This is a genomic window from Oxyplasma meridianum, from assembly GCF_038024865.1.
Taxonomy (GTDB): domain Archaea; phylum Thermoplasmatota; class Thermoplasmata; order Thermoplasmatales; family Thermoplasmataceae; genus Oxyplasma; species Oxyplasma meridianum.
Genome location: NZ_CP133772.1, coordinates 424,971 through 444,656, shown reverse-complemented (window position 1 = coordinate 444,656; position 19,686 = coordinate 424,971). Strand labels below are relative to the sequence as shown.

At 39.1% G+C, this 19,686-nt stretch carries 24 protein-coding genes and 1 tRNA gene; 10 read left to right on the top strand and 15 right to left on the bottom strand.

Features of this window, described 5'->3' with window-relative positions:
- Positions 1-99 precede the first annotated feature (99 nt).
- A complete protein-coding gene (locus OXIME_RS02305; RefSeq protein ID WP_393971871.1) occupies positions 100-603 on the top strand; it encodes an SMC-Scp complex subunit ScpB in 504 nt (167 codons plus the stop codon).
- Positions 593-1,888: a phosphoribosylamine--glycine ligase gene (gene purD, locus OXIME_RS02300; protein WP_393971870.1), complete on the top strand. Its 1,296-nt coding sequence runs from the start codon at positions 593-595 to the stop codon at positions 1,886-1,888. The genes OXIME_RS02305 and purD overlap by 11 nt, the downstream gene beginning before the upstream one ends.
- Before the next feature lie 60 nt (positions 1,889-1,948).
- Here purD and OXIME_RS02295 read toward each other — a convergent pair whose 3' ends face one another.
- The 5 genes from OXIME_RS02295 to OXIME_RS02275 are packed head-to-tail and all read right to left on the bottom strand — an operon-like array spanning position 1,949 to position 6,718.
- Complete coding sequence (locus OXIME_RS02295) at positions 1,949-2,857, bottom strand: EF-Tu/IF-2/RF-3 family GTPase (RefSeq protein ID WP_393971869.1); 909 nt, start codon at positions 2,855-2,857, stop codon at positions 1,949-1,951.
- A gap of 49 nt (positions 2,858-2,906) precedes the next feature.
- Positions 2,907-3,794 (bottom strand): ferrochelatase, encoded by an 888-nt coding sequence (gene hemH / locus OXIME_RS02290; RefSeq protein ID WP_393971868.1) that lies wholly within the window; start codon positions 3,792-3,794, stop codon positions 2,907-2,909.
- A 2-nt stretch (positions 3,795-3,796) separates the two neighbouring features.
- Complete coding sequence (hemE, locus tag OXIME_RS02285; RefSeq protein ID WP_393971867.1) at positions 3,797-4,813, bottom strand: uroporphyrinogen decarboxylase; 1,017 nt, start codon at positions 4,811-4,813, stop codon at positions 3,797-3,799.
- Between the two features lie 10 nt (positions 4,814-4,823).
- On the bottom strand, positions 4,824-6,113 hold the full coding sequence (gene asnS, locus OXIME_RS02280) for an asparagine--tRNA ligase (RefSeq protein ID WP_393971866.1): 1,290 nt from the start codon (positions 6,111-6,113) through the stop codon (positions 4,824-4,826).
- A 50-nt stretch (positions 6,114-6,163) separates the two neighbouring features.
- Complete coding sequence (locus OXIME_RS02275; protein WP_393971865.1) at positions 6,164-6,718, bottom strand: DUF309 domain-containing protein; 555 nt, start codon at positions 6,716-6,718, stop codon at positions 6,164-6,166.
- A 101-nt stretch (positions 6,719-6,819) separates the two neighbouring features.
- Between OXIME_RS02275 and OXIME_RS02270 the strand changes: the two genes are divergently transcribed.
- A tRNA-Cys gene (locus OXIME_RS02270) sits at positions 6,820-6,891 on the top strand.
- A 392-nt stretch (positions 6,892-7,283) separates the two neighbouring features.
- On the opposite strand, the gene OXIME_RS02265 is transcribed toward OXIME_RS02270, so the two are convergent.
- The gene (locus OXIME_RS02265; protein WP_393971864.1) at positions 7,284-8,555 is read right to left on the bottom strand and encodes an MFS transporter; all 1,272 of its coding nucleotides are present in this window, start codon (positions 8,553-8,555) and stop codon (positions 7,284-7,286) included.
- Between the two features lie 329 nt (positions 8,556-8,884).
- Between OXIME_RS02265 and OXIME_RS02260 the strand changes: the two genes are divergently transcribed.
- From OXIME_RS02260 to OXIME_RS02245, 4 genes are all read left to right on the top strand, one after another.
- Positions 8,885-9,181, top strand: coding sequence for a hypothetical protein (locus OXIME_RS02260; RefSeq protein WP_393971863.1), 297 nt, complete (start codon positions 8,885-8,887; stop codon positions 9,179-9,181).
- 306 nt (positions 9,182-9,487) lie between these two features.
- Positions 9,488-9,655 carry a transposase gene (locus tag OXIME_RS02255; protein ID WP_393971862.1) on the top strand — a complete coding sequence of 56 codons (168 nt, stop codon included), beginning with the start codon at positions 9,488-9,490 and terminating at the stop codon, positions 9,653-9,655.
- A 98-nt stretch (positions 9,656-9,753) separates the two neighbouring features.
- Positions 9,754-9,861 carry a transposase gene (locus OXIME_RS02250; protein WP_393972234.1) on the top strand — a complete coding sequence of 36 codons (108 nt, stop codon included), beginning with the start codon at positions 9,754-9,756 and terminating at the stop codon, positions 9,859-9,861.
- 227 nt (positions 9,862-10,088) lie between these two features.
- Entirely contained in the window at positions 10,089-10,304 is a 216-nt protein-coding gene (locus OXIME_RS02245; protein ID WP_393971861.1) for a transposase, read from the top strand.
- On the opposite strand, the gene OXIME_RS02240 is transcribed toward OXIME_RS02245, so the two are convergent.
- Both OXIME_RS02240 and OXIME_RS02235 read right to left on the bottom strand, forming a co-directional pair.
- Entirely contained in the window at positions 10,287-11,309 is a 1,023-nt protein-coding gene (locus OXIME_RS02240; RefSeq protein ID WP_393971860.1) for a glycosyltransferase, read from the bottom strand. The genes OXIME_RS02245 and OXIME_RS02240 overlap by 18 nt on opposite strands.
- Positions 11,310-11,532: 223 nt before the next feature.
- Positions 11,533-12,051, bottom strand: a complete 519-nt coding sequence (locus tag OXIME_RS02235; protein WP_393972233.1) for a glycosyltransferase — start codon at positions 12,049-12,051, stop codon at positions 11,533-11,535.
- A gap of 452 nt (positions 12,052-12,503) precedes the next feature.
- On the opposite strand from OXIME_RS02235, the gene OXIME_RS02230 reads away from it, so the two are divergent.
- Positions 12,504-12,761, top strand: a complete 258-nt coding sequence (locus tag OXIME_RS02230; protein ID WP_393971859.1) for a hypothetical protein — start codon at positions 12,504-12,506, stop codon at positions 12,759-12,761.
- 239 nt (positions 12,762-13,000) lie between these two features.
- On the opposite strand, the gene dapB is transcribed toward OXIME_RS02230, so the two are convergent.
- Positions 13,001-13,801: a 4-hydroxy-tetrahydrodipicolinate reductase gene (gene dapB, locus OXIME_RS02225; protein WP_393971858.1), complete on the bottom strand. Its 801-nt coding sequence runs from the start codon at positions 13,799-13,801 to the stop codon at positions 13,001-13,003.
- A gap of 537 nt (positions 13,802-14,338) precedes the next feature.
- Between dapB and OXIME_RS02220 the strand changes: the two genes are divergently transcribed.
- The gene (locus tag OXIME_RS02220; RefSeq protein ID WP_393971857.1) at positions 14,339-14,878 is read left to right on the top strand and encodes a hypothetical protein; all 540 of its coding nucleotides are present in this window, start codon (positions 14,339-14,341) and stop codon (positions 14,876-14,878) included.
- 187 nt (positions 14,879-15,065) lie between these two features.
- Here the strand turns inward: OXIME_RS02220 and OXIME_RS02215 are convergent, their stop codons facing one another.
- From OXIME_RS02215 to OXIME_RS02205, 3 genes are read right to left on the bottom strand one after another with little or no spacing between them, the layout of a single operon-like run.
- Entirely contained in the window at positions 15,066-15,506 is a 441-nt protein-coding gene (locus OXIME_RS02215; protein ID WP_393971856.1) for a hypothetical protein, read from the bottom strand.
- On the bottom strand, positions 15,503-15,691 hold the full coding sequence (locus OXIME_RS02210; RefSeq protein ID WP_393971855.1) for a hypothetical protein: 189 nt from the start codon (positions 15,689-15,691) through the stop codon (positions 15,503-15,505). The genes OXIME_RS02215 and OXIME_RS02210 overlap by 4 nt, the downstream gene beginning before the upstream one ends.
- Positions 15,692-15,711: 20 nt before the next feature.
- Entirely contained in the window at positions 15,712-15,957 is a 246-nt protein-coding gene (locus tag OXIME_RS02205) for a hypothetical protein (protein ID WP_393971854.1), read from the bottom strand.
- 146 nt (positions 15,958-16,103) lie between these two features.
- On the opposite strand from OXIME_RS02205, the gene OXIME_RS02200 reads away from it, so the two are divergent.
- On the top strand, positions 16,104-16,511 hold the full coding sequence (locus tag OXIME_RS02200) for a hypothetical protein (protein WP_393971853.1): 408 nt from the start codon (positions 16,104-16,106) through the stop codon (positions 16,509-16,511).
- An 86-nt stretch (positions 16,512-16,597) separates the two neighbouring features.
- On the opposite strand, the gene OXIME_RS02195 is transcribed toward OXIME_RS02200, so the two are convergent.
- The 3 genes from OXIME_RS02195 to OXIME_RS02185 form a co-directional block, all read right to left on the bottom strand.
- Positions 16,598-17,908, bottom strand: coding sequence for an MFS transporter (locus tag OXIME_RS02195; RefSeq protein WP_393971852.1), 1,311 nt, complete (start codon positions 17,906-17,908; stop codon positions 16,598-16,600).
- A 140-nt stretch (positions 17,909-18,048) separates the two neighbouring features.
- Positions 18,049-19,032: a 3-deoxy-7-phosphoheptulonate synthase gene (gene aroF, locus OXIME_RS02190; RefSeq protein WP_393971851.1), complete on the bottom strand. Its 984-nt coding sequence runs from the start codon at positions 19,030-19,032 to the stop codon at positions 18,049-18,051.
- Positions 19,032-19,676: a hypothetical protein gene (locus tag OXIME_RS02185; RefSeq protein ID WP_393971850.1), complete on the bottom strand. Its 645-nt coding sequence runs from the start codon at positions 19,674-19,676 to the stop codon at positions 19,032-19,034. The genes aroF and OXIME_RS02185 overlap by 1 nt, the downstream gene beginning before the upstream one ends.
- Positions 19,677-19,686: the final 10 nt, after the last annotated feature.

Here is a 19,686-nt window from a genome sequence, read left to right as displayed (position 1 = left end):
GGGATGCTTCCATTTTCCTTTTTTATAATTTGAGAATAGCATGGAATACAGTAATGGGAGATGCGAATCTCTTTTATCCATTTAAATTATTATAGCATGATGGATATTAAAAATAAGGTTGAGACTCTTCTATTTTCATCTCCTGTTCCACTCTCTCTCGGAGATATTTCAGAACTGCTGGAAACTCCTAAGGAGGAGACATCCAAGATCCTGAGATCGCTGATCAGGGAATATGAAAAAAGACAAGGTGCTATTGAGATTGCAAAACTGGGCAAAAAATACAGAATACAGTTGAGGCATGAATACTCTGAACTTGCAGACATGGTGGCTGAAAGGGAGTTGAACAGGGACCAGTTGAGGGTCCTGGGATTTATCGTTGCAAGAAACCGGACAAACCGCACCGATTTAAGGGAAAGATTCGGAAGCAGGTATGAATTTATCACAGATACCCTTGTTGATAAAAAATTCATAACTGTCAAAAGAGATGGAAATGCAGATATTTTCACTGTAACAAAAAAATTCTTCACATATTTCAATGTTGACAAAAAGAAACTTGAAGAGTTACGTTTGAATAATGGGGAGGGTCTGAACAATGGGAACTAAGGTACTTCTGGTTGGAAGCGGAGGAAGGGAGGATGCTGTGGCAAGGTGTCTTGTTAGGAGTGGTGCTTCATTATATTCTGCCATAAAGAACAGAAATCCGTCAATTATTTCCCTGTCAAAGGAACATATTGTATGCGAGGAAACAGACTTCAAAAGAATTCAGAGATTTGCAGTTGAAAAAGGGGTTGAACTGGCGTTCATAGGCCCGGATCCTGTGCTTGAGACTGAACTTGTAGAGAGGCTTGTGTCAAGCGGGATAGCTGTTGCCTCCCCTGATAGAAAGGCTGCGAGAATTGAGACCTCAAAGGAATTCATGCGGGATCTTATGACAAGATACAGTATACCGGGAAACATACCTTCTATTGTATTTCGGTCTGTAACAGAACTTAAGGGCTTTCTCAAAAAGAGCGGGAAAGAATACGCAATCAAACCTATTGGCCTCACAGGAGGAAAAGGTGTGAAGGTCATGGGTGATCAGGTTGGAACAATGGAAGAGGCTGTTGACTATGCATCTTCAATAATAGGGAGAGACGGAAGGGTATTGCTTGAGGAGAGAGTTACTGGAGAGGAGTTTTCCCTTCAGGTATTCACTGACGGAACACATGTTAAACCAATGCCGGTTGTCCAGGACTTCAAGAGAGCTTATGAAAATGATGCTGGCCCCAATACTGGCGGAATGGGATCAATTTCTGGGGCGGATGGGTTGCCTTTCATACGAAAATCAAGTGTTGAAAAGGCTCTGAATATAACTTCCATGATAATTGATGCCCTCAAAAAGGAGGGTTCACCTTTCAGGGGCGTATTATACGGACAGTTTATGGATACGGAAAATGGACCGGTTGTAATTGAGATAAATTCCAGGTTTGCCGATCCTGAATCCATGAATGTTCTCTCACTCATGAAGAGCAGCATATATGACATATTTTACGAAATAGCTAATGGAAACCTGCACATGAACGTAGAGTTTGAAAAAAAGGCGACAGTCCTGAAATATATCGTCCCACGGGGCTATGGAACAAAACCTGAGACTGGTGTTCTTACTATTGAAAGAAAATCCATGCCTCATAATCTCAGACTTTATTATGCAGCAGTTTCCGGGACTCTTGAAAGGGTGGAGATGTCCACTTCCAGGTCTCTTGCAATGGTGGGGATTGCTGATACGATTCCCCAGGCTTCTGACATTGTGGAGGAGAACCTTCACATTATCAATGGAAATTACTATGTAAGGCATGACATAGGCAGCGGTGAAATGATGGAAAGGAAAGCCTCCAGGACCCTTGTCTGAAAGTTCAATTCTGCATTTTTTAACTATGAAAGAGTTGCCTGAAGAATGAAAATTTTGATCTTATTTGCCTATCTCCATCTTCCCCAAAATCCTTGGGGAAAGGTTGGGGTTTGAGAAAAGAAGCCTTTCATTTACAAGAGGAATAGGGCGGTCAAGCACCATTTTCCCGCTTACCATCTGCCCGCGCTGGTAGATCATTTCATCTGATACAAATATTTCAAAGTCCCCATCCGGAACCTTCCTGAGAGCGCTGTGGAAAATAACTTTTCCAGATATTTCTTTCCCCTGTTTCAGTAAATTATCGGAGAGAAACATTCCCCTCTGGATTTCATCAGCATCAACATTTTTCAATGCAGCTCCAACTCTTGACCCGGAATGGGCTTCATCCACGTCCACATCATGCATCTGTATGGATCTGACCTGAACCTCCCTGTTCAGTCCTGATATGAAAAGTTTCTGGTGCTTGCTTAATTTTCCCGACAGGACGAAACCAAGAATCACTGTGCCCACGCTCTTGACCTGGAAAAAATGGTCAATAATAACCAGGGTCCCCCTCTCTTCTCTCTGAGGCTTGAACTGAATAAGTTTTTCAACCACTCCCATTGGACTGCCAGTGTATATTTCATATTTTTCCAGAACGGTACCTTTTGTTATTTTTCTGGCTCTTTCAGCACTTTCCTCATTTGATGCCACCATAAGTCCGTGGGTCTTTCCCATAAGGTCCAGAGCCATAAGTGCCTCACCGAAACTTCGGTCTATCTCATCAACCCCAACGATTGCATAGTCAGCAGGATATATGCAGTCTGTGAGTGAGGAAAGCTTTTCCGGGAATCTTGATGGCTCAAGAAATGTGGTTATTAGATCTCCATCTTTTCTGGAATGAATTGTAATATCGCTATCAGTGTTTTTCTTTGAAATCTCTCTCAACACTTCAGGAATATTAAACACTAAGACGTTCAACGAACTCATGAAACCACATAACAGGGAAGTATATTGTATTTATCTGATCTGTACGAGGTCACTGTTCCGATATTACAAGATCTGCGAAAACTTTCGCCATTTCCAGGGAATCGTTTGGAGGATCAATTCTGCTATACCCCATACCGTGATCCAGCACCCAGTCTCCAAATTCATGGTCCAGATCGTATTTGATTTCCAGATGATCGTAAACAAAACCCACTGGTATGGTAGTTATTGTCTTAATCCCCCTATTTTCCCATTTTGAAGCAACATCGTATAAAGATGGTTCCAGCCATGCCTTCCCGTATTTTCCCCTGCTCTGGTATCCAATATCATAATTCTTCAATCTGGTTTGTTCAGCAATTTTTTTTGAAAAGGAAAAATATTCCATGTTGTATTGAGATTCGTCCTGGAACAGTGGAAGACTGTGAGCTGAAAAGAGGAAGAGAGTTCCTTCTAGAGCAGCATGGGCTTCCTGAATATTTTTCTTCCATGCATCAAGATAACTGTCAAGTTTCGAGAATCCGTTAATAAAATTTACCTTGCAATTAAGATTCTCCTTCTGCATTGCCTCTTCAAGCGGTTTTTTATAGGAATTTTCCACATTTCGTGATTCAAATGGAAAAATTGGAATTGCTGTGATCATATCCATCCCATCATCTTTTATTCTTTTTACTGCAGTATCCAGAGAGGGTTTCCAGTGTTTTGTTCCAAAATAGACGGAATAGTCACCATGTTTTCTAAGCATTTCACCGACTTTTTTCACAAGAGAATCGATAATGGCGTTTGATGGGGAAACGCCATTGACCATCCTGTATTTTTCCATGTTTTCCGTCATTGCATACTCTGGAACCGGTTTTCCTTCGTAAATACCTGATAGGTATTCAGGAACCTCATCGAGGCTTGTGGGAGAACCGTATGCCATCAAAAGAACTGCATGCCTCATAATTATCTTTCCACGCCGTGGACTATTTCAACAATTTTCTTAAGTGTTTTTACATCTGTACCAGGAAGTACACCATGTCCAAGATTAAAAATATACCTGTCAAAATCCCTCATGTCTTTTGCTATCATCATGGCTTCCTTGAATGCCTGTTCTGGGAATCTTTCTGCAAGTGATGGATCGAGATTTCCCTGAATTCCTTTCTTAGTTCCGTATCTTTCCATGACCTCCCTTAAATCCATTCTCCAGTCCAGGCTGAGAAAATCGAAACCCAAGTCGTATATATTCTTAAGGAGACCTGCAGTGGACGTGCTGAAATAGATCAATGGAACTAAACCTGACAGATCTGAAACGATTTCGTCAAGGTAGGGTTTAACGAATTGTGAAAATGTGTTTGGAGACAAGTTTCCCGACCAGCTGTCGAATATCTGGATGGCAGCCGATCCGGCCCTGATCTGGATTTTAGAGACCTGTATGACCATCTCAGTGACCATCTCCATTATTCTTCTAAATGACGAAGTATCTGAACCAAGGGTTTTTTTCAGAAATAACAGATCCCGATCTGACGAACCCGCCATAAGATATGATGCAATGGTAAGTGGACCTCCGGCAAATCCTATAATAGGAACATTGCTGTGTTTTTCCCTGAAATTTCTGATGGATGCTTCCAGAGGATAATAAAAATCTGAAATGTTGAAATCATGCAGTTTTTTCATTGAAGGGTCAGAGGCAATGGAATTTTCAATGACCGGCCCATGGTTTTCCCTAAAATCGACTCGGAAACCGAGTGCCTCTGCTGGCAGCATTATATCAAAAAAAATTATTGCAGAATCCACTCCAAGTTCCCTTACAGGTTCGTATGTTATTTCCCTGATTATTTCAGGGTTCATGCACAGTTCCTTTATTGATTTAGACTTCCTGAATTCAGAATAACCCCTCATGTAACGCCCTGCCTGGCGCATGAACCACACTGGTATTCTGGAATGATATTCTCCATTAAGTGCATTTATGAAATCGGACAATATACCAATCCTACGGTTTAGTTCTCCTTATTGTTCTGGGATAGGGAATAGCCTCCTTGATATTATTAAGATGAAGTATCCACAGAACCAACCTGTCCAGCCCAAGTCCGAAACCTGAGTGGGGAACGCTCCCATAACGTCTCAGATCGAGGTACCAGTAATAATTTTCCTTTTCCAGACCATACTCTTCCATTCTCTTGAGAAGCGTGTCCAGATCTGATATTCTTTCCCCGCCACCCAGTATCTCTCCGTAACCTTCAGGAGCCAGAAGATCATGGCATAGAATTTCGGATGGATTTTCAGGGTCCGGCTTATGGTAAAATGTCTTCAGGTAGGATGGGTAGTGTGTAACAAATATGGGACTATCAAAATGCACCATTATTGCCCTTTCTTCGTCCGCCCCCAGATCATCTCCATATTTGAGCCCTAACCCCCAATCCTCAGCCATTTTCATCAGGTCTGCATACCGTATTTTCCTGAAGGGAGCCCTGATCTTTTTTAGAAACTCAATATCTCTTCCAAGGGTTTGAAGATCTTCAGAGTTATTTTTTACTACCTCCTGAACAATATACTCAATCATCTTTTCTTCTACCTGCATCATCTCCTCGTTGTGAAGCCAGGCAGCTTCTGCTTCAGCATGCCAGTATTCTGTGAGATGCCTCCATGTTCTTGACTTCTCGGCCCTGAAACTCGGTGAAATCGTAAAGACATTCTCAAGGCTGAATATCATGGTCTCCAGATAGAACTGTGAGCTTTGAGAAAGATAAACTTCTTCGTCAAAAAATGGAACTTTGAATAGAGTGGATCCACCCTCTGCTGCAGTGGAGACCATCAGTGGAGGCTGAACTTCATAGTAACCCAGATTAAAGTAAAAATCAGCAAAAGCTTTGAAAACAGTGGACCTGACCTTCATTGTTGCTGTGAATTCCCTGCTTCTTAACCATAAATGCCTGTTATCAAGGAGGAATTCTTCACCCTGATCCTTGGTTATGGGATAGTTTTCATTCCTCTGGTAAAGTATGTAATCCTCGATCTCAACTTCATAACCGGTGGGCGCCCGTTCATCTTTTCTCAGTGTTCCAGTTATCTCCAGACTGCTTTCTATTGTGAGAGATGAAATCTCTCTGTACTTATTTTCCGGAAGTTTCTTTGTACTTGCAAGCAACTGTATAATTCCGGTTGAATCCCGTAGTACAATGAATGAAAGTTTTCCACTGCTTCTAGTCCTGTAAACCCATCCTCTGAGATGAACGGACTTTCCGTCGTATTCATCATTCAGAACCTCCTTGATATAGCTCATCTTTGCGTCAATGTTTGAAAGCGATAAATATCTTTCTTAAGGATCTTAGATCATTCATCAGGTAGCATTGATTCATAATTCAATGAGATGGGGTAGGAAAAATTCTTTGGGAATTTAGAAAGGAGATCTCTGTTAATGCCTGAAGACCTGATTAACTGGCACGATCTCCCATATATTTCCAAGGATTTCGAAAAGTTACCCATCTGGTACTGCACCATTGATGCAGATATCAATATAAGCCCCTGGAAGTATGATCGTCTGATCCCCTCAGATGACTTCCATAAATTTTCAAGAATGATGTGCGACTCCCAATATCGCTCCTGAAGTGTCAGAGACTCTGAGAATTTTAAAAGTTCGACAATTTTATCCTTGTTTAAGATTCCATGGATTTCAAAAGAACGCTCAATTGAATCAGGGAACGAGATCATCTGCAAATCGTACAATGATTTTACTGATTCTATTGATTCGGCAAGCTTGTCAGTGTGGATATCTAGTTCAAATCCACTTGTATTTCTTCTGATTATTATTTTCCGGAATTTATTTTTAATCTCTTTGGGAATGTTGATTTCACCCCCCTGATAAAGTATATGGAATATGAGTCTCATCAGAATCGTACGTTGATCCGCCATTTATATTTAAATTGCTTCAAATAAGGGGAGGTGGAAAGCCCAAAATTAATAAAAGCATTGAAAATACCGTCCAGTAGGGATAGGTGGCAGAGCGGTTATGCGTGGGACTGCAGATCCCATCTAATAGGGTTCAACTCCCTACCTATCCTTAATGAAAAAGGTATGAATTGGTGTTTCTGAACTTTTTTTGACATTTTCTTTATATACTCTTCCACAAGAAACAGAACTTTTTTTTAGACATAATAATGGCCAAATAAAATTAAATCAAGATCTATAGGTGTAAAATATCTCTGAGGTGATCTATCTCTGCTGATCTGTTCAGCGTTCTCTTATTTTCCCTGTCCATGGGTCTATGTGTTCGTCAGGATCTGTCAACCTTCTTTTTCTTATGAGGATTTCTAATAACTCATTTGCGCATGATCCTTAATTTACAGCCTTTTTTACATGTTCTAATAGAAATATTTATTCATAGGAGTCAGAATGATGCAGGACATTTTCAAAATTATATTAATTCAATGTACGCCATCAATTAAGGCGGAAATCATTTGCCTCCTTTCTCAGATTCCATAAGGAACTTGGGTTTTTCTTCAATGTTGCTGGAGACAATCTTTTTTGTGAATAAAACTACAACGAATGCTATGATTGCAGGAATTACCACGGCAGCAATAGAAGCTGTTCTGTAATTATTTGTCCCAAGAATCTCTGCGTACAATGGCCCTCCTATTATTGTACCAACGTTAAAAATAAAGAATAGAAAGCCTGTTATGGACCCAACAATAGTATCGCTTACTGAATCTTGGCCCAATGCCACCAGAATATCCACATAAACACCCCATCCTGCGCCAAAAATAAAAGTAAATGCAACCAACCCGAAAAAATTAGTTGTCAAGAGAAACATCCCCAAGGAACCAAGGGCAACAAGTCCTGAGGCAAAGATAACCATATATTTTCTTCCTATTCTGTCAGCAGTAAAACCTATGGGAAAAGCCATGATGAATCCTCCAAGACCTGCAGAGGATGCTATTACTGCAGCTGAAGAATTCTTAAAAAGCAGCCCCTTTATCAAGTAGTCTGAAAAATATCCTAGATAACCTGCAAAAAGAGCTATTCCGAAGAAAAATATGGAGACTGAAAGAAGTATTATGTTATAATTAAAAGCATCAGATATTTTTATTTTTGGGCGTTTTCCGATTTTTTTAAACGTAGATGGAATAAATATAAACACCAGGACCAAAATTATCACAGCAAGTCCTCCTGATATCTCAAAAGGAATCCTGAAAGCTGGAAGAAACGGAGATATCACATAAGGACTTGCAAACAGACCCACTCCAAAGAATGTCGCCCAGACTGATACAGCTTTACCTCTCGTTTCAAAGAAAAGGTCTCCTAAAATAGCTACCCCTGCAGGTTGAAACATTCCAACACCGATACCAACCGCAAATCTGGTAGCAAATAATTCTGGTGTGGTTGTAACAAACCCAGTTGCAAAAGTGGCTGCCGAAAAAATTGCCACTGATATTATTATCAGGTTCTTAACTGAAAATCTGTCAAATGAAAAACCACCTAGCAGACTGAACACTGCAATACCTATGGCATATCCTGTTACTATTAGACCAATTGTAAGGTAGGAAGGGCCAGTTAAAGCCGGAACTATGTAAGTAGACCCGAAGGAATATATCTCGCTGTCAAATGCCTCCAGAAAAGCGGGTAGTCCTGCCACAATAGCAATAAGGATAAATTTTCCAATACTTTCACCAGCAGCCTGTCTTACCGTTTCCGATTTCTGTAAACCTATGAGTCTGGTCCTTGCCATGACATGATTTAACGTCTCATTGTTTATAAAATTTTTTTGCCCAATACTGAACTTTATCAGAACTTAAGTTTCAAATATAAAATTGTAAAATCCCCTTTAATGCTGGTTTTCTCCTAATATAGTCTGTAAGTTTATACATGCCCATATGTAAATACTTCATGTAACATAGGCACATGAGACTCAGGATTAACGTTAACAAGAGGGGAAATCGTTCCTGGAAGTATGATCAGATCATAGAGGATTAATCCGATAATGGAAGAAAGAAGGCAAGGATACTGAAACATCTTGGCAGGATAGAATCTGAAAGTGATCTTGAAAAGTACAGGAAGATGTTTGCAATAGAGAAGAAGAAGATGCACATGGATAAGGTTGATCTGAGAAAGCTTGACATAATGCCTCAAAAACTATGTGGAATCATATATGCAGCAAGAATACTCTCACATGATCTTGGCGTGGATCCACTATGTAATATTCTGGGAGAATATCCCATTATAGTTTTCTTATCTGTTGTATCGAGGATCATTGAACTATCATCTGATGTATCTCTCCTAATACTCAAGGAAAAGTACACTATCCCATCCATGACATCACGAAGGATAAGATCTATTCTGCATTTGATACCCTGACATCAAAGAAGGACGAGATGGAGAAAGCTATGGTGAAGGCGCTTAAGCCTTACATGAAAAGGGTTTATTATGGAGGTTTTCCATTAACTTTCTGATTCAACCAATCTGACAGGATTCTTGATAATTTACTGAAAGTGCTGTAAAATTGAAAAGGCCCTGCACAATTCAGATTTAAAGGGGTAAAAATATGCAGTATTAATTGGAAACCTTAGAGAAGGCACTTGATTCCGTCATTCTTGAATCCTATCTGCATGGTCTATCCACACTAAATGTCATAAAGGTAATAGAATCCCTTGGATTGGAGAATTGAAGAATGTATCTGCATCATACATTTCCTCACTCTCATCACAACTTGATGCATCCGCCAGGACATTCATGGAAAGATGGATTGAACAGCCCATGAAATTCATATGCATAGATGCAACACATCTCAAGATCATGGATGCCGGAAAATATGGTAACAAATCTCTATAATATGTATTGGGATAAATTCTGAAGGCAGGAGGGAGATCCTGCCAACCTGATTATACGATTCAGAGATCACGCTGGAATCGCAATAATTCTCTGATTATCTGAAGAGAAGAGGGTTAAAAGGTGTTGCACTTGCCATATCTGATGGGCATAGAGGCATAATGGAGGCTGTAACAGGATCTTTCATTGATGCATCATGGAAATATTGACATGTTTATTTCATGAGGAATTTAATGAAAAATAATTCCTAAGAAGAAATGGGAATCTTTATCTTCCATAGTGAAGAGAACACTAAAGAATGAATCTCTTATATCAAGAATCAAGATCAGAGGATATCCTCATGGAGAATGATCTGGAAAAGTCATCTGATATGTTTTAATGCAGCCATTTATCATTATACAACTAAATTGCCTTTAATAGAACAGATTACAGGTGAATGAGAACAACAAACGTCATTAAAAGATTAAGCCTGGAGTTTAAGAGAAGAACAAAACAAATGGGCGCATTCCCAAATGAAAATGCACTCATGAGGCTAACAGTATCCATAATGATGGACATTAACGAGGAGTGTATAACAGGAAGAAATTGTTTGAGCATGGAGGTTTATGAGGAATTGTTCAGGATTTTTTCGAAATTACAGCAGATCATGTAAAATATTTTCGTAAAAATCCAATATCTCCTTCCTAAAGTTTTGAAAGCTATATTTTAAGGCAAGCGTTCTGCCCTCAATCGATAATGATTCTATATTAGAAAGGGCTTCCTTAATACCGACTTTGATGGAATTAGCATTGGAAGTGTCTACTAATACAGCTTTACCCATAGTCGTTTCGTTATATATTTCAATGTCTGATGCAACAACCGGAAGGCCAACCTTCATAGCTTCTATAACAGGGAAACCAAATCCTTCGTCCAATGAAGGAGATAGTAACAAATCACACGCATTGTATATTAGATTTAGTTTTTCCCCGTCTACGTTTCTGAAAGTAATGGAATCTTTTACTGTACAACCAACGCTGACTATTCTAAAACCATCATCCAGTTTCAGTTGTTCAAGGATTTTTAAATTTTTTCTCTTATCTTTTGTTGCAACAACAAGTATCAAAATCTTTTCATGAGGCAAACCTAATTGGTCCCTAATTTTTTTCTTGTCCTCTATGTGTGCGAAATCATCGGAAACTGGTGGGTATATTCGGGTAATCCTCCCCTCAAAGCCATTGTCTATAAGATGCTTTTTAACATAATTGGAGTCCGTAATTACATCCTCCAATTTTCTATAGTATTTTAAATTGTCAGTTAACCATCTGTTGTAAAAGAAATTGTCATCAAATTTCAAAAAAAAGAGATCGTGGATAGTAGCTATGGAATCCTTTAATGGCTTTCCAACTATGGATGAGTAATGGATTACTGCGTCTTTTTCCTTCCTTTTAAGCTTTCTGTTAAAAACTTGATCATACAATAGACTGTTTATAAACCAGCCATTGCTTATTGGAGGTGAGATCCCATTAATAGTTTCTCCACGATCAAAAATAACGTTTTTATCCATGCGCAGATTCAATAATAATGAGTTTGGTCTCAGAGCTTCATACAGAAAATTAGCGTATCTTCCTATGCCGGAATTGAAAGATGCACTATTCACGACTGCTACCGTTTTATGCACATGTATCAATTGTTGGACTTAATATAAACATTTTTGTGACTTTCGGGTCAATGTTTTGCCTAAGGGACAGGATATTCTAATTGCGGTAAAATCGGTAAAGCCTTGAGTAATTTAGTAAGAGATGATTAAAATGCAGAACTAATTAGAAAAAATGTAAAAGGCCTAATAAGTAGGCCTGCTGAAAATCCTAAGATAATTCCGAATTTTGGCTTATTAATTCTATTTACACTTTAGTTATATGATCGCATAATTGACCAACTAATTTTTTCCAATCGTATTTTTCGCTAATTGTTGAATAAATTTCACGTTTCCTTTTTATGGACCTGATGTGTTCTAGATTGTCCTTTACCCTGATTATCGCTTTTCTTATTGCTTGCTCTGTTATATTTACATATTCTAGTGAACTCAATTTTTCAAATTCATCGAATCTTGGCTTCATAAAAACAGATGTAATTACGTAGAAGCTGGAGCTCAAGCCTTCAAGGATAACCGCTAACAAATTCTCATGATACGAAGGAAAAACAAAGACATCACAGCTATCATACAAGGCATATAGATCTTTATCATTAAAAAAACAATGATAAATTAATCTTGAATCAAAAATATTTTTTATTATGTTTTCCGCACTCCCTCTTCCAACTATGTGAAGCTCAAAGTCAGTGTCATCAATATTCTCGAAAGCAGAAATCAATTGAGAAATCCCCTTTGCGTATTCAATTCGTCCCACAAATAAGAGTCTAATTTTATTTCAGGTGCATTCTTTTATGGTGTGTTCATACAAATTTATGCCGTTAAATCACTGAAGAACCCATAAAGTTGGATCGAGTTTTCAGTGATAAATTAAGTATCTACCTACTTGGTGGATCTTTTATGACTTTAGCCAAATTGAAACCTAAAACTAGAGACATTGATGTGATTGTCAAAGACTTGCGAGAACATGAAATTTTAATGTGTCCCCTTGAAAATTGTGAATATTACCTATTACAGTCTCAGGAATTATCCAAACTCTATTATGAACTTTCTGCGACCGCTCTTCAGAATATTGAAGGATTCAGATAAGAGATATTCATTGAATATGTTGCAAAAAAATTAGTCTTATCCGACTCAATTAAGCTGTGTGCCAGCAAAGTATTTTCAGGAATTCAACTCGCCACCTACAGACTGTCAAATAAAGACATTTTTCTCATGAAAGGGATGACTGAAACAGACAGAGATTTGGAAGACATTGCTTTAATTGCAAGAACAGATTTAGATTATAATCTGGTACTCAATGAATGTATAGAGCAATCTGAAATCGACGCAATATCTAATATTTGGGAATCATCCGTATATGAGAAATGCTTTGAATTGAAGGATAAATATGCATTAAACCTTCTAATAATTCACAGAGTAAGAGAAATTCCTGAAGATAAGATTAGCAGGATAGAGGGAAAGGGCGGAGACCAGGATTAGTGAAGATTATTCCAACAACCTCACATCGAAGAACGCTTAACGAGTTTCAACGACCCCATACAGGCTTCTTAGATCTGGTCAATTTGAGACTATTTCAATGTTTAAGTCAGGAAGCCTCCTTGTACTTAAGGTCCAGGCGTTATAAACTCCCATGTTCTTTGCTTCTCAATGATTGTAGAATTTGGCTACGGGATTAATAACCTTAGCGGTTATTTCCAATAGTTATTGCTGAAAATTCCTCAAAGGATTAGTTTGTCCAGTCCTCTTGTTAAACCAACCATGTCTTTTACTTTTCGTGTTGCAAGAAGAGTTCCTTCAATATATGTATCAGGGAGCGTGCCTGCCTCAAATTTAAGTGTCAGTCTCTCATCCTTTCCGCCGAATATCACATCCGAACCTATTACATAACCGGGAAGGCGCACTGAATGGATGTGTGTTCCATTGGCATTGAAGCCCCTGCTCTCCACTGGACCATTTACTTTGCTATCTGGAACAACCGCTTCCGGTTTTCTTACTTTTGAAAGCCTGCTGGCAATTTCATATGCAGTTCCACTTGGAGAATCGATTTTTGATTCCGAAGCATAATCCACCACCTCCCAACTCGGCATTAATTTAGCTGCAACCGTTGCAAAATGAAGCATAAGTGCTGCAGATATTGCAAAATTTCCTGCTGCAAAAACTCCCACTCCCGATCTTCTTGCTGCATCATCTATCTCTGCATAGTCATCATCAGTCAGTCCTGATGTGCCAATCACCGTATGAACACCCATTTCAATAGCGGTTAGAACATTTGATTTTACTGCATTAGGAGAGGTGTAATCTATGAGAACATCAGTTTTAGTTCTCAGAGCCTCTTTCACTGAACCTGATACTAAAATTGATAAATCATTGAGTTTAAGAAGATCACCAAGATTTTTTCCAGCACTTTGACGTGCCACCGACCCAACGAGTTCCATATCAACTGACTTGACCACTGCAGGTACAAGTGCACTACCTATCCAGCCGGTAGCGCCAGCAATGCATATTCTGATTTTATTCATGATAATAATGGATTCATAGTTGCTTAATTACTGTATTTGTCTGAAAGAAAGCTAAAAAAGTTAACCATAATGGAACCTTGGTCAGAAACATTTCTGGTTATAGAAGAAACATACTCTTTGGAAAACCATTCAGACCCGCAATATTTTTTTGTAATCTTATTCTGCAGTTTGATTTACATGTAATTGCATGGAATACCGTATTTGGTTTCATTCTCTTCACCTATTCTTTTTAAAGAGAACCTACAACTTTTAAAACTTCATATCTTAGATCTCTTACCCACAATATCAGTATATGAAAGATTGCAGAAAATGAATGGAGCCTGCAGTGGAGGACTGAATGCCTATTGCACATTGCAAATCACAACAATATTTTAAACCTTAAACGTTATTGAAAATGGAATGAATGCAAAATGCAATAACTGCGGGCATAGACTGAAGAGGTATGATACTATATGCAGTAATTGTGGAAAACCAGTAAATAGTGGTTTTTTTTATGACCCATATGATCCTGCCAAAATCGTTCAGGCTGATTCGGCTATGCGTTTTACATTTATAAGTCCGGACGAGAAGATTCTTGGAGACTTCAAGCCGTCATCCCGTGTAAAAAAATACCTTACAAATCAGAAAATCAAAACGACGGCATTACAGGCTTTTTTATTTATTATTTTTAGTGGGTCGGTATTGGCTATTCCCAGGAATATTTATCCTTTTTATTTTTATTTGCCTCTGATTTCCTATATATCTTTCATATTCATCCTGTCATTTGTCCCAGCCTATATTTACCTTAGAAGAATCTCTAGAAGAGTTTACATAATTACAGATAAAAGAGTCATATTTACAAAGCCCAAGGGAAAAGCGTTATACAAATCTATCCCAGTTGATTCTATTGAGGCTGCCATTGCAGTTTCCAATCCCGTTTCCCAAATGAACTACTATTCTGTTTTCATTCCTAGAATCCATCACTTTGATATGAATGGAATCGACACAAACCTGCCTGTTACAGTGAAACTCTTAAGCAGAATGGAAAAAAGGATGAAAAGTTGGAACCGAGGAAACATGGAACAAGACATGCTGTAAAGGGTGTAAGAAGAATATCAAAAGAAATAAGAGAAGGGGGATTTCAATTTCTGGATGAAGTTGATGCTCTCAAAGCCGTTAAACTTTTTAATAATACCTTGAAACAGAAAAAATCGGAAACCCTAAAATAAGTGACATGGAAAATAACCGTAAAGGTATGATAACCCAACACCTGCCCATTCTACTTTTATTCCACAATTTTTTTCTCCTTTACTTTTGATCCATCTTCCACAGTGATTTTCTTTCCTTCAGCGTAATCTATGGTACAATTTGCTCCGAAATGCAATTCATTACCCAAGACTCTAGATGATCTCAATCCATCGAATTCCCCTTTCTTGCATTTTATTGTTTCTATTTGTATTTCCCCATGGGAAAATAATTTCATCCTTGGAACAATGAGAATAGATTCGGCTTCCAGGCTTTTAATTCTGCCCATGCTATTGTAAATCTCTATCTCAATGTCTTTGCATACCACACTTTCAGATCTTATGCTGCCTCTTAAAACAATGCCGTCTGATTCAATGGTCTCTGACCTGATGCTTCCTGAGCTTTCAAGATCATGAGTCTTTATACTGGCAGCATGACAACTGCCTGAAAAATCTGCCTCGTCTGCAGTTATGCCTCTCATGATTCGGACAGACCCTGAACTATGTAGATTACGGCACTGAATGTCGAAAGCGTGCAGTGACCATGATGAAGATACACACTTTTTCCTAGAATTTTACCAACAAATTTCATTGAACCTGATACATCTATTGTATGAGAACTGATTACGTCTCCACCCACCTCCGCACTTCCGGAAATGTGTACCATATCTGCGTCACAATTATTTTCTATTTTAGAGGCCCAGAAACTCTAATCTCCTTTGCAAATACTTCTGGCAGAATGCTTGATCCGTTTACCCTGACCGTTTCTCCCCTGTTCCTGGTTCTATTCTGCCCGGGTGATTCTTTTTCTGTTTTGCTATTATTGCCTTTTCCAAAGGATGCCCATCTTGATAGTATCTTATCGTAAACTTCCTTATCTATAACGCCACTATCAAGCATCTCTTTCAATCTTCTCATCTCATGGCTCTCCATGTTCTTCACCCGTCCTATTTCAGGGGATTAAATATATTTATTTTTTATATTATATTTTATTGATTCAACTTTCACGCTTAATGCATTACATATTTTTTACAAACTTCAACAAAAAAGGTAAAATTAACTTGGAACCTTTATCTTCTGTGATTCCTGACATACATAAGATCACAGCGCACCCGAAGATAGAAATAGTGAAGATTCTGCATACAAGACATACTCCAGATGAAATTGCCTCTGAACTTGGCATGACCAGACAGGCAGTTGACAAAAACATCAAGGGTCTGGTCAGGTATGGAATTGTCACCAAAACCTGGATAACTGGATCAAGAAGGCCAAGAGTTGAATTCAGCCTGAACAAAATAAGGACTAAACTTTACAGAAACCTTGAGAAACTGATGCAAAACTACAGAAAAGAAGGAAGTGCAGATGTAATTCAGATCCTGAGAGACCTGGACCTTGCCCTGATTAGGGAAAAGATTTCTTCTGAAAGATACAGGGAAACAAAAGAGGAGGTCAAGAAACAGTATAAGTGGTTCCTCCAGTCTGCATGAAAGGGAACAGTGGGATTTTGACCACATAGGACTGTGAGAAAATTAAGTCTGTTAACCTGTATATTTCCTTATACACCTGCAGAAACTCATGATAATGATTTTCCAAGGGTTTCCGGTGCTAGGAAAAAAGTGACACCCAGCCCAATAAATTCAAAAACTGCAAAGAAAATGAGACCATAGGAGAGATTTAGATGTAGAATGAAAAGAGGGAGGGCAAATACACCAAGAATTGCTCCAAGCCTGGAAGCAGCTGTTGAAATTCCCATGGCTGTCGATCTGATCCTTGTTGGAAAGATTTCCACCGGATAGAGGTAGGTAATATTTGTAGGGCCAATGTTGTGGAAGAAATGCATAAGTGCAAATGCAATGAAAATGAAGGTAAATGGAAGAACTGAATGAAGTGATACAAGTGCAAAAGCTATGAGAGAAATACCTGCAAGACCGAACCCCAGTGATTCCAGTCTCTTCCTCCCGGTTCTGTCTATTGCGTAAAGGCACAGAAGTGTACCAACCACAACCGGAATTTCTTCAAGAAGGGTCTCTGCCATTGTTGATACATATGATGAATTTGACTGAATGAATATGGATGGAGTGTAATTCCAGACGCCATAACTTGCAACGTCGTAACAGAACCATGCAACAGAGGTAAAAATTATAAGAGGAAGAAACCTGGATAGTTCCAAGAATGATGTTTTCCCCTTTTCAACTACCGGCGGAAAAACCAGTGCATTCAATTCTGGAATGGACATGCTGTTTGATACAGCGTAAGCTTCGTTGCTTCTCCCCTCCTTTACGAGCCAGTATGGACTCTCTGGCATTCTGCGCCTCGCGATAATTACAAGGAGTGGAATAATAGCACCTGTTATGTACATCATTCTCCATGCCAGATCACCCGACAGAAGAACAATTGGAATTGATACTGTATAGAATACCAGGGATCCTAATGTCCAGGAAAAAATATTGAAAACCAGGTACTTTCCTCTTGTTTTCCTTGGGGAAAACTCTGCCTGTATTGATGAGCTTATAGGGTAATCCGCACCTATTCCAATGCCGGCAAGCAGCTGGAATATGAAAAACTGAAATATGTTTGAGGACAATCCAGTAAGGAGAAGAAATACAGACGATATTGCAAGATCATACAGGTACAGTGTCCTTCTGCCATATGAATCTGATAGTCTTCCCAGCACAATACTCCCCACGAACATGCCAATGTAAATCGCAGCTGCTGCAAAGGAGACAAAGATAGCCCTGTTGATGAAACTTGACTTAAGGTAAATGTACGCACTTGAAAATATTGAAAGTGCATATCCATCCATGAATACACCCATGGATGATAACAGAGTTATGACCGTCAGCTTCCTGCTCTTTCCCAGGTTTTCGAAAGAAAATGATACCAATTTATGGCATATAGAATAGCACTATTTTCACTTTGCCCATCGATGTGTTCCTGTGGGAGGTGAAGCATGTTAACATTTTATCCAATTTTTGGCATTAATAATGTTCAAAATACTTAGCAGATGATTCCCACTGTTACTGTTTATTGCGTATCACCTGTTAGAAGTTCCCTGACCCTCCTTGCATTTTTCACAATTCTGCCAAAGGTCTCAAACGATATCTGCTGATCTCTGTCTGAAAGTGCTTTTTCAGGGTTATTGTGTACCTCAATCTCCAGCATATGGACTCCGGAAGCTACAGCGGCCAAAGCCAGAGATTCAACGTAATCCCTATTGCCTGAAGGATGGCTGGGGTCTGCACAAACTGGAAGATGACTCACTGATTTAACCACTGCAATGGACCCTGTATCCATCATGAACCTTGTGCGCCTTTCAAATCCTCTTGTCCCGCGGTAGCATAATACCACATTGCCATTTCCTCCTGAAAGAAGATATTCTGCTGAACTCAGCCATTCCTCTGTGGAATTACCCATTCCGTTTTTCAACAGCACAGGCTTTTTATGTTCTCCTATGAACTTCAGCATGGAAAAATTCTGGGAGTTTCTAGACCCGATCTGAATCATATCGACAGTATCCTGGAAGTATGGAAAATCAGATATATCCATGATTTCTGAAACAACCGGCATCCCGGTTTCCTCCTTTGCCTTGGCCAGTATTTTCAGACCCTCCACCCCAAGTCCCTGAAAACTGTATGGGCTTGTTCTGGGCTTAAATGCCCCTCCTCTTATCATGTCTGATCCTAAATCTTTGACTCCTGTTGCAATTTCCATCAGCTGGTCTCTGCTTTCCACAGCGCATGGTCCTGCTGCCACAACCAGTTTTTTTCCTCCAATAACAACGTGATCCACTGCAACAAGAGTGTCCTCACTTTTGGCCTCCCTTGAATAGAGACCTGACTTTACAGAGATTACATGGGAACTGTCAATTTTAAATGATGGATAAAAATTATCAGGCGTTATAAGTATGCTTTTCCCATAGAGTCTTAGGATACGATAGGAATCTGTGGAATCTGAGACAGAATCCTTAAGTGTTTCAAAATAATCCTGATTCTCTGGTATGAGTATCACTAAATTTCACCTCCAAGATCCCTTATGCCTTCCATGATTTTTCTGAAGATAAGCGGAGAATATGGATTCATTGAAATTGTCTTTTTCAATACCTCCCCACTTTCTGCTTTTGAAATATCAGCCATATGTTCAAGTAATCTGGATGATCTGGTTGAAAGATCCTTATGAATTTCCACTCTTGAACTCAGTATGGAGATTATATATGGTGCCACCAATATATCAGCCATAATTCTGTCGTGTCTGTCAGCGGTCATTGAGACAAGTTCAATCTGACCAAAAAGCTTCATAATCATCTCTTTTTTTTCTGGCGGCGATATGTCATCTATGAAAATGATCTGCTTTCTTGCCTTATTCTTATGGGAAAGTGGACCGAAAAGCGGATGGATGCATACTATTTTTCCTACAAACTCAGAGAAGATGGTTTTGACAGATCCAATTTCTATTATGTTTTTCAGGTCTGCATGATCTTTCACAAACTTCAGTGCCACCTCCTGGGGGACTGCGAGTACAACAGCATCCGAATTTCTGATTTCACTTTCCCTTCTGTCGGTATTTTCATCAAGTATATCAGATCCCTTAATCTCGAACCCTTTTCCCCTGAAAAGTTCTGTAAGAAAAGAGCCCATCCTTCCTCTGTTTCCCAAAATAAAGACA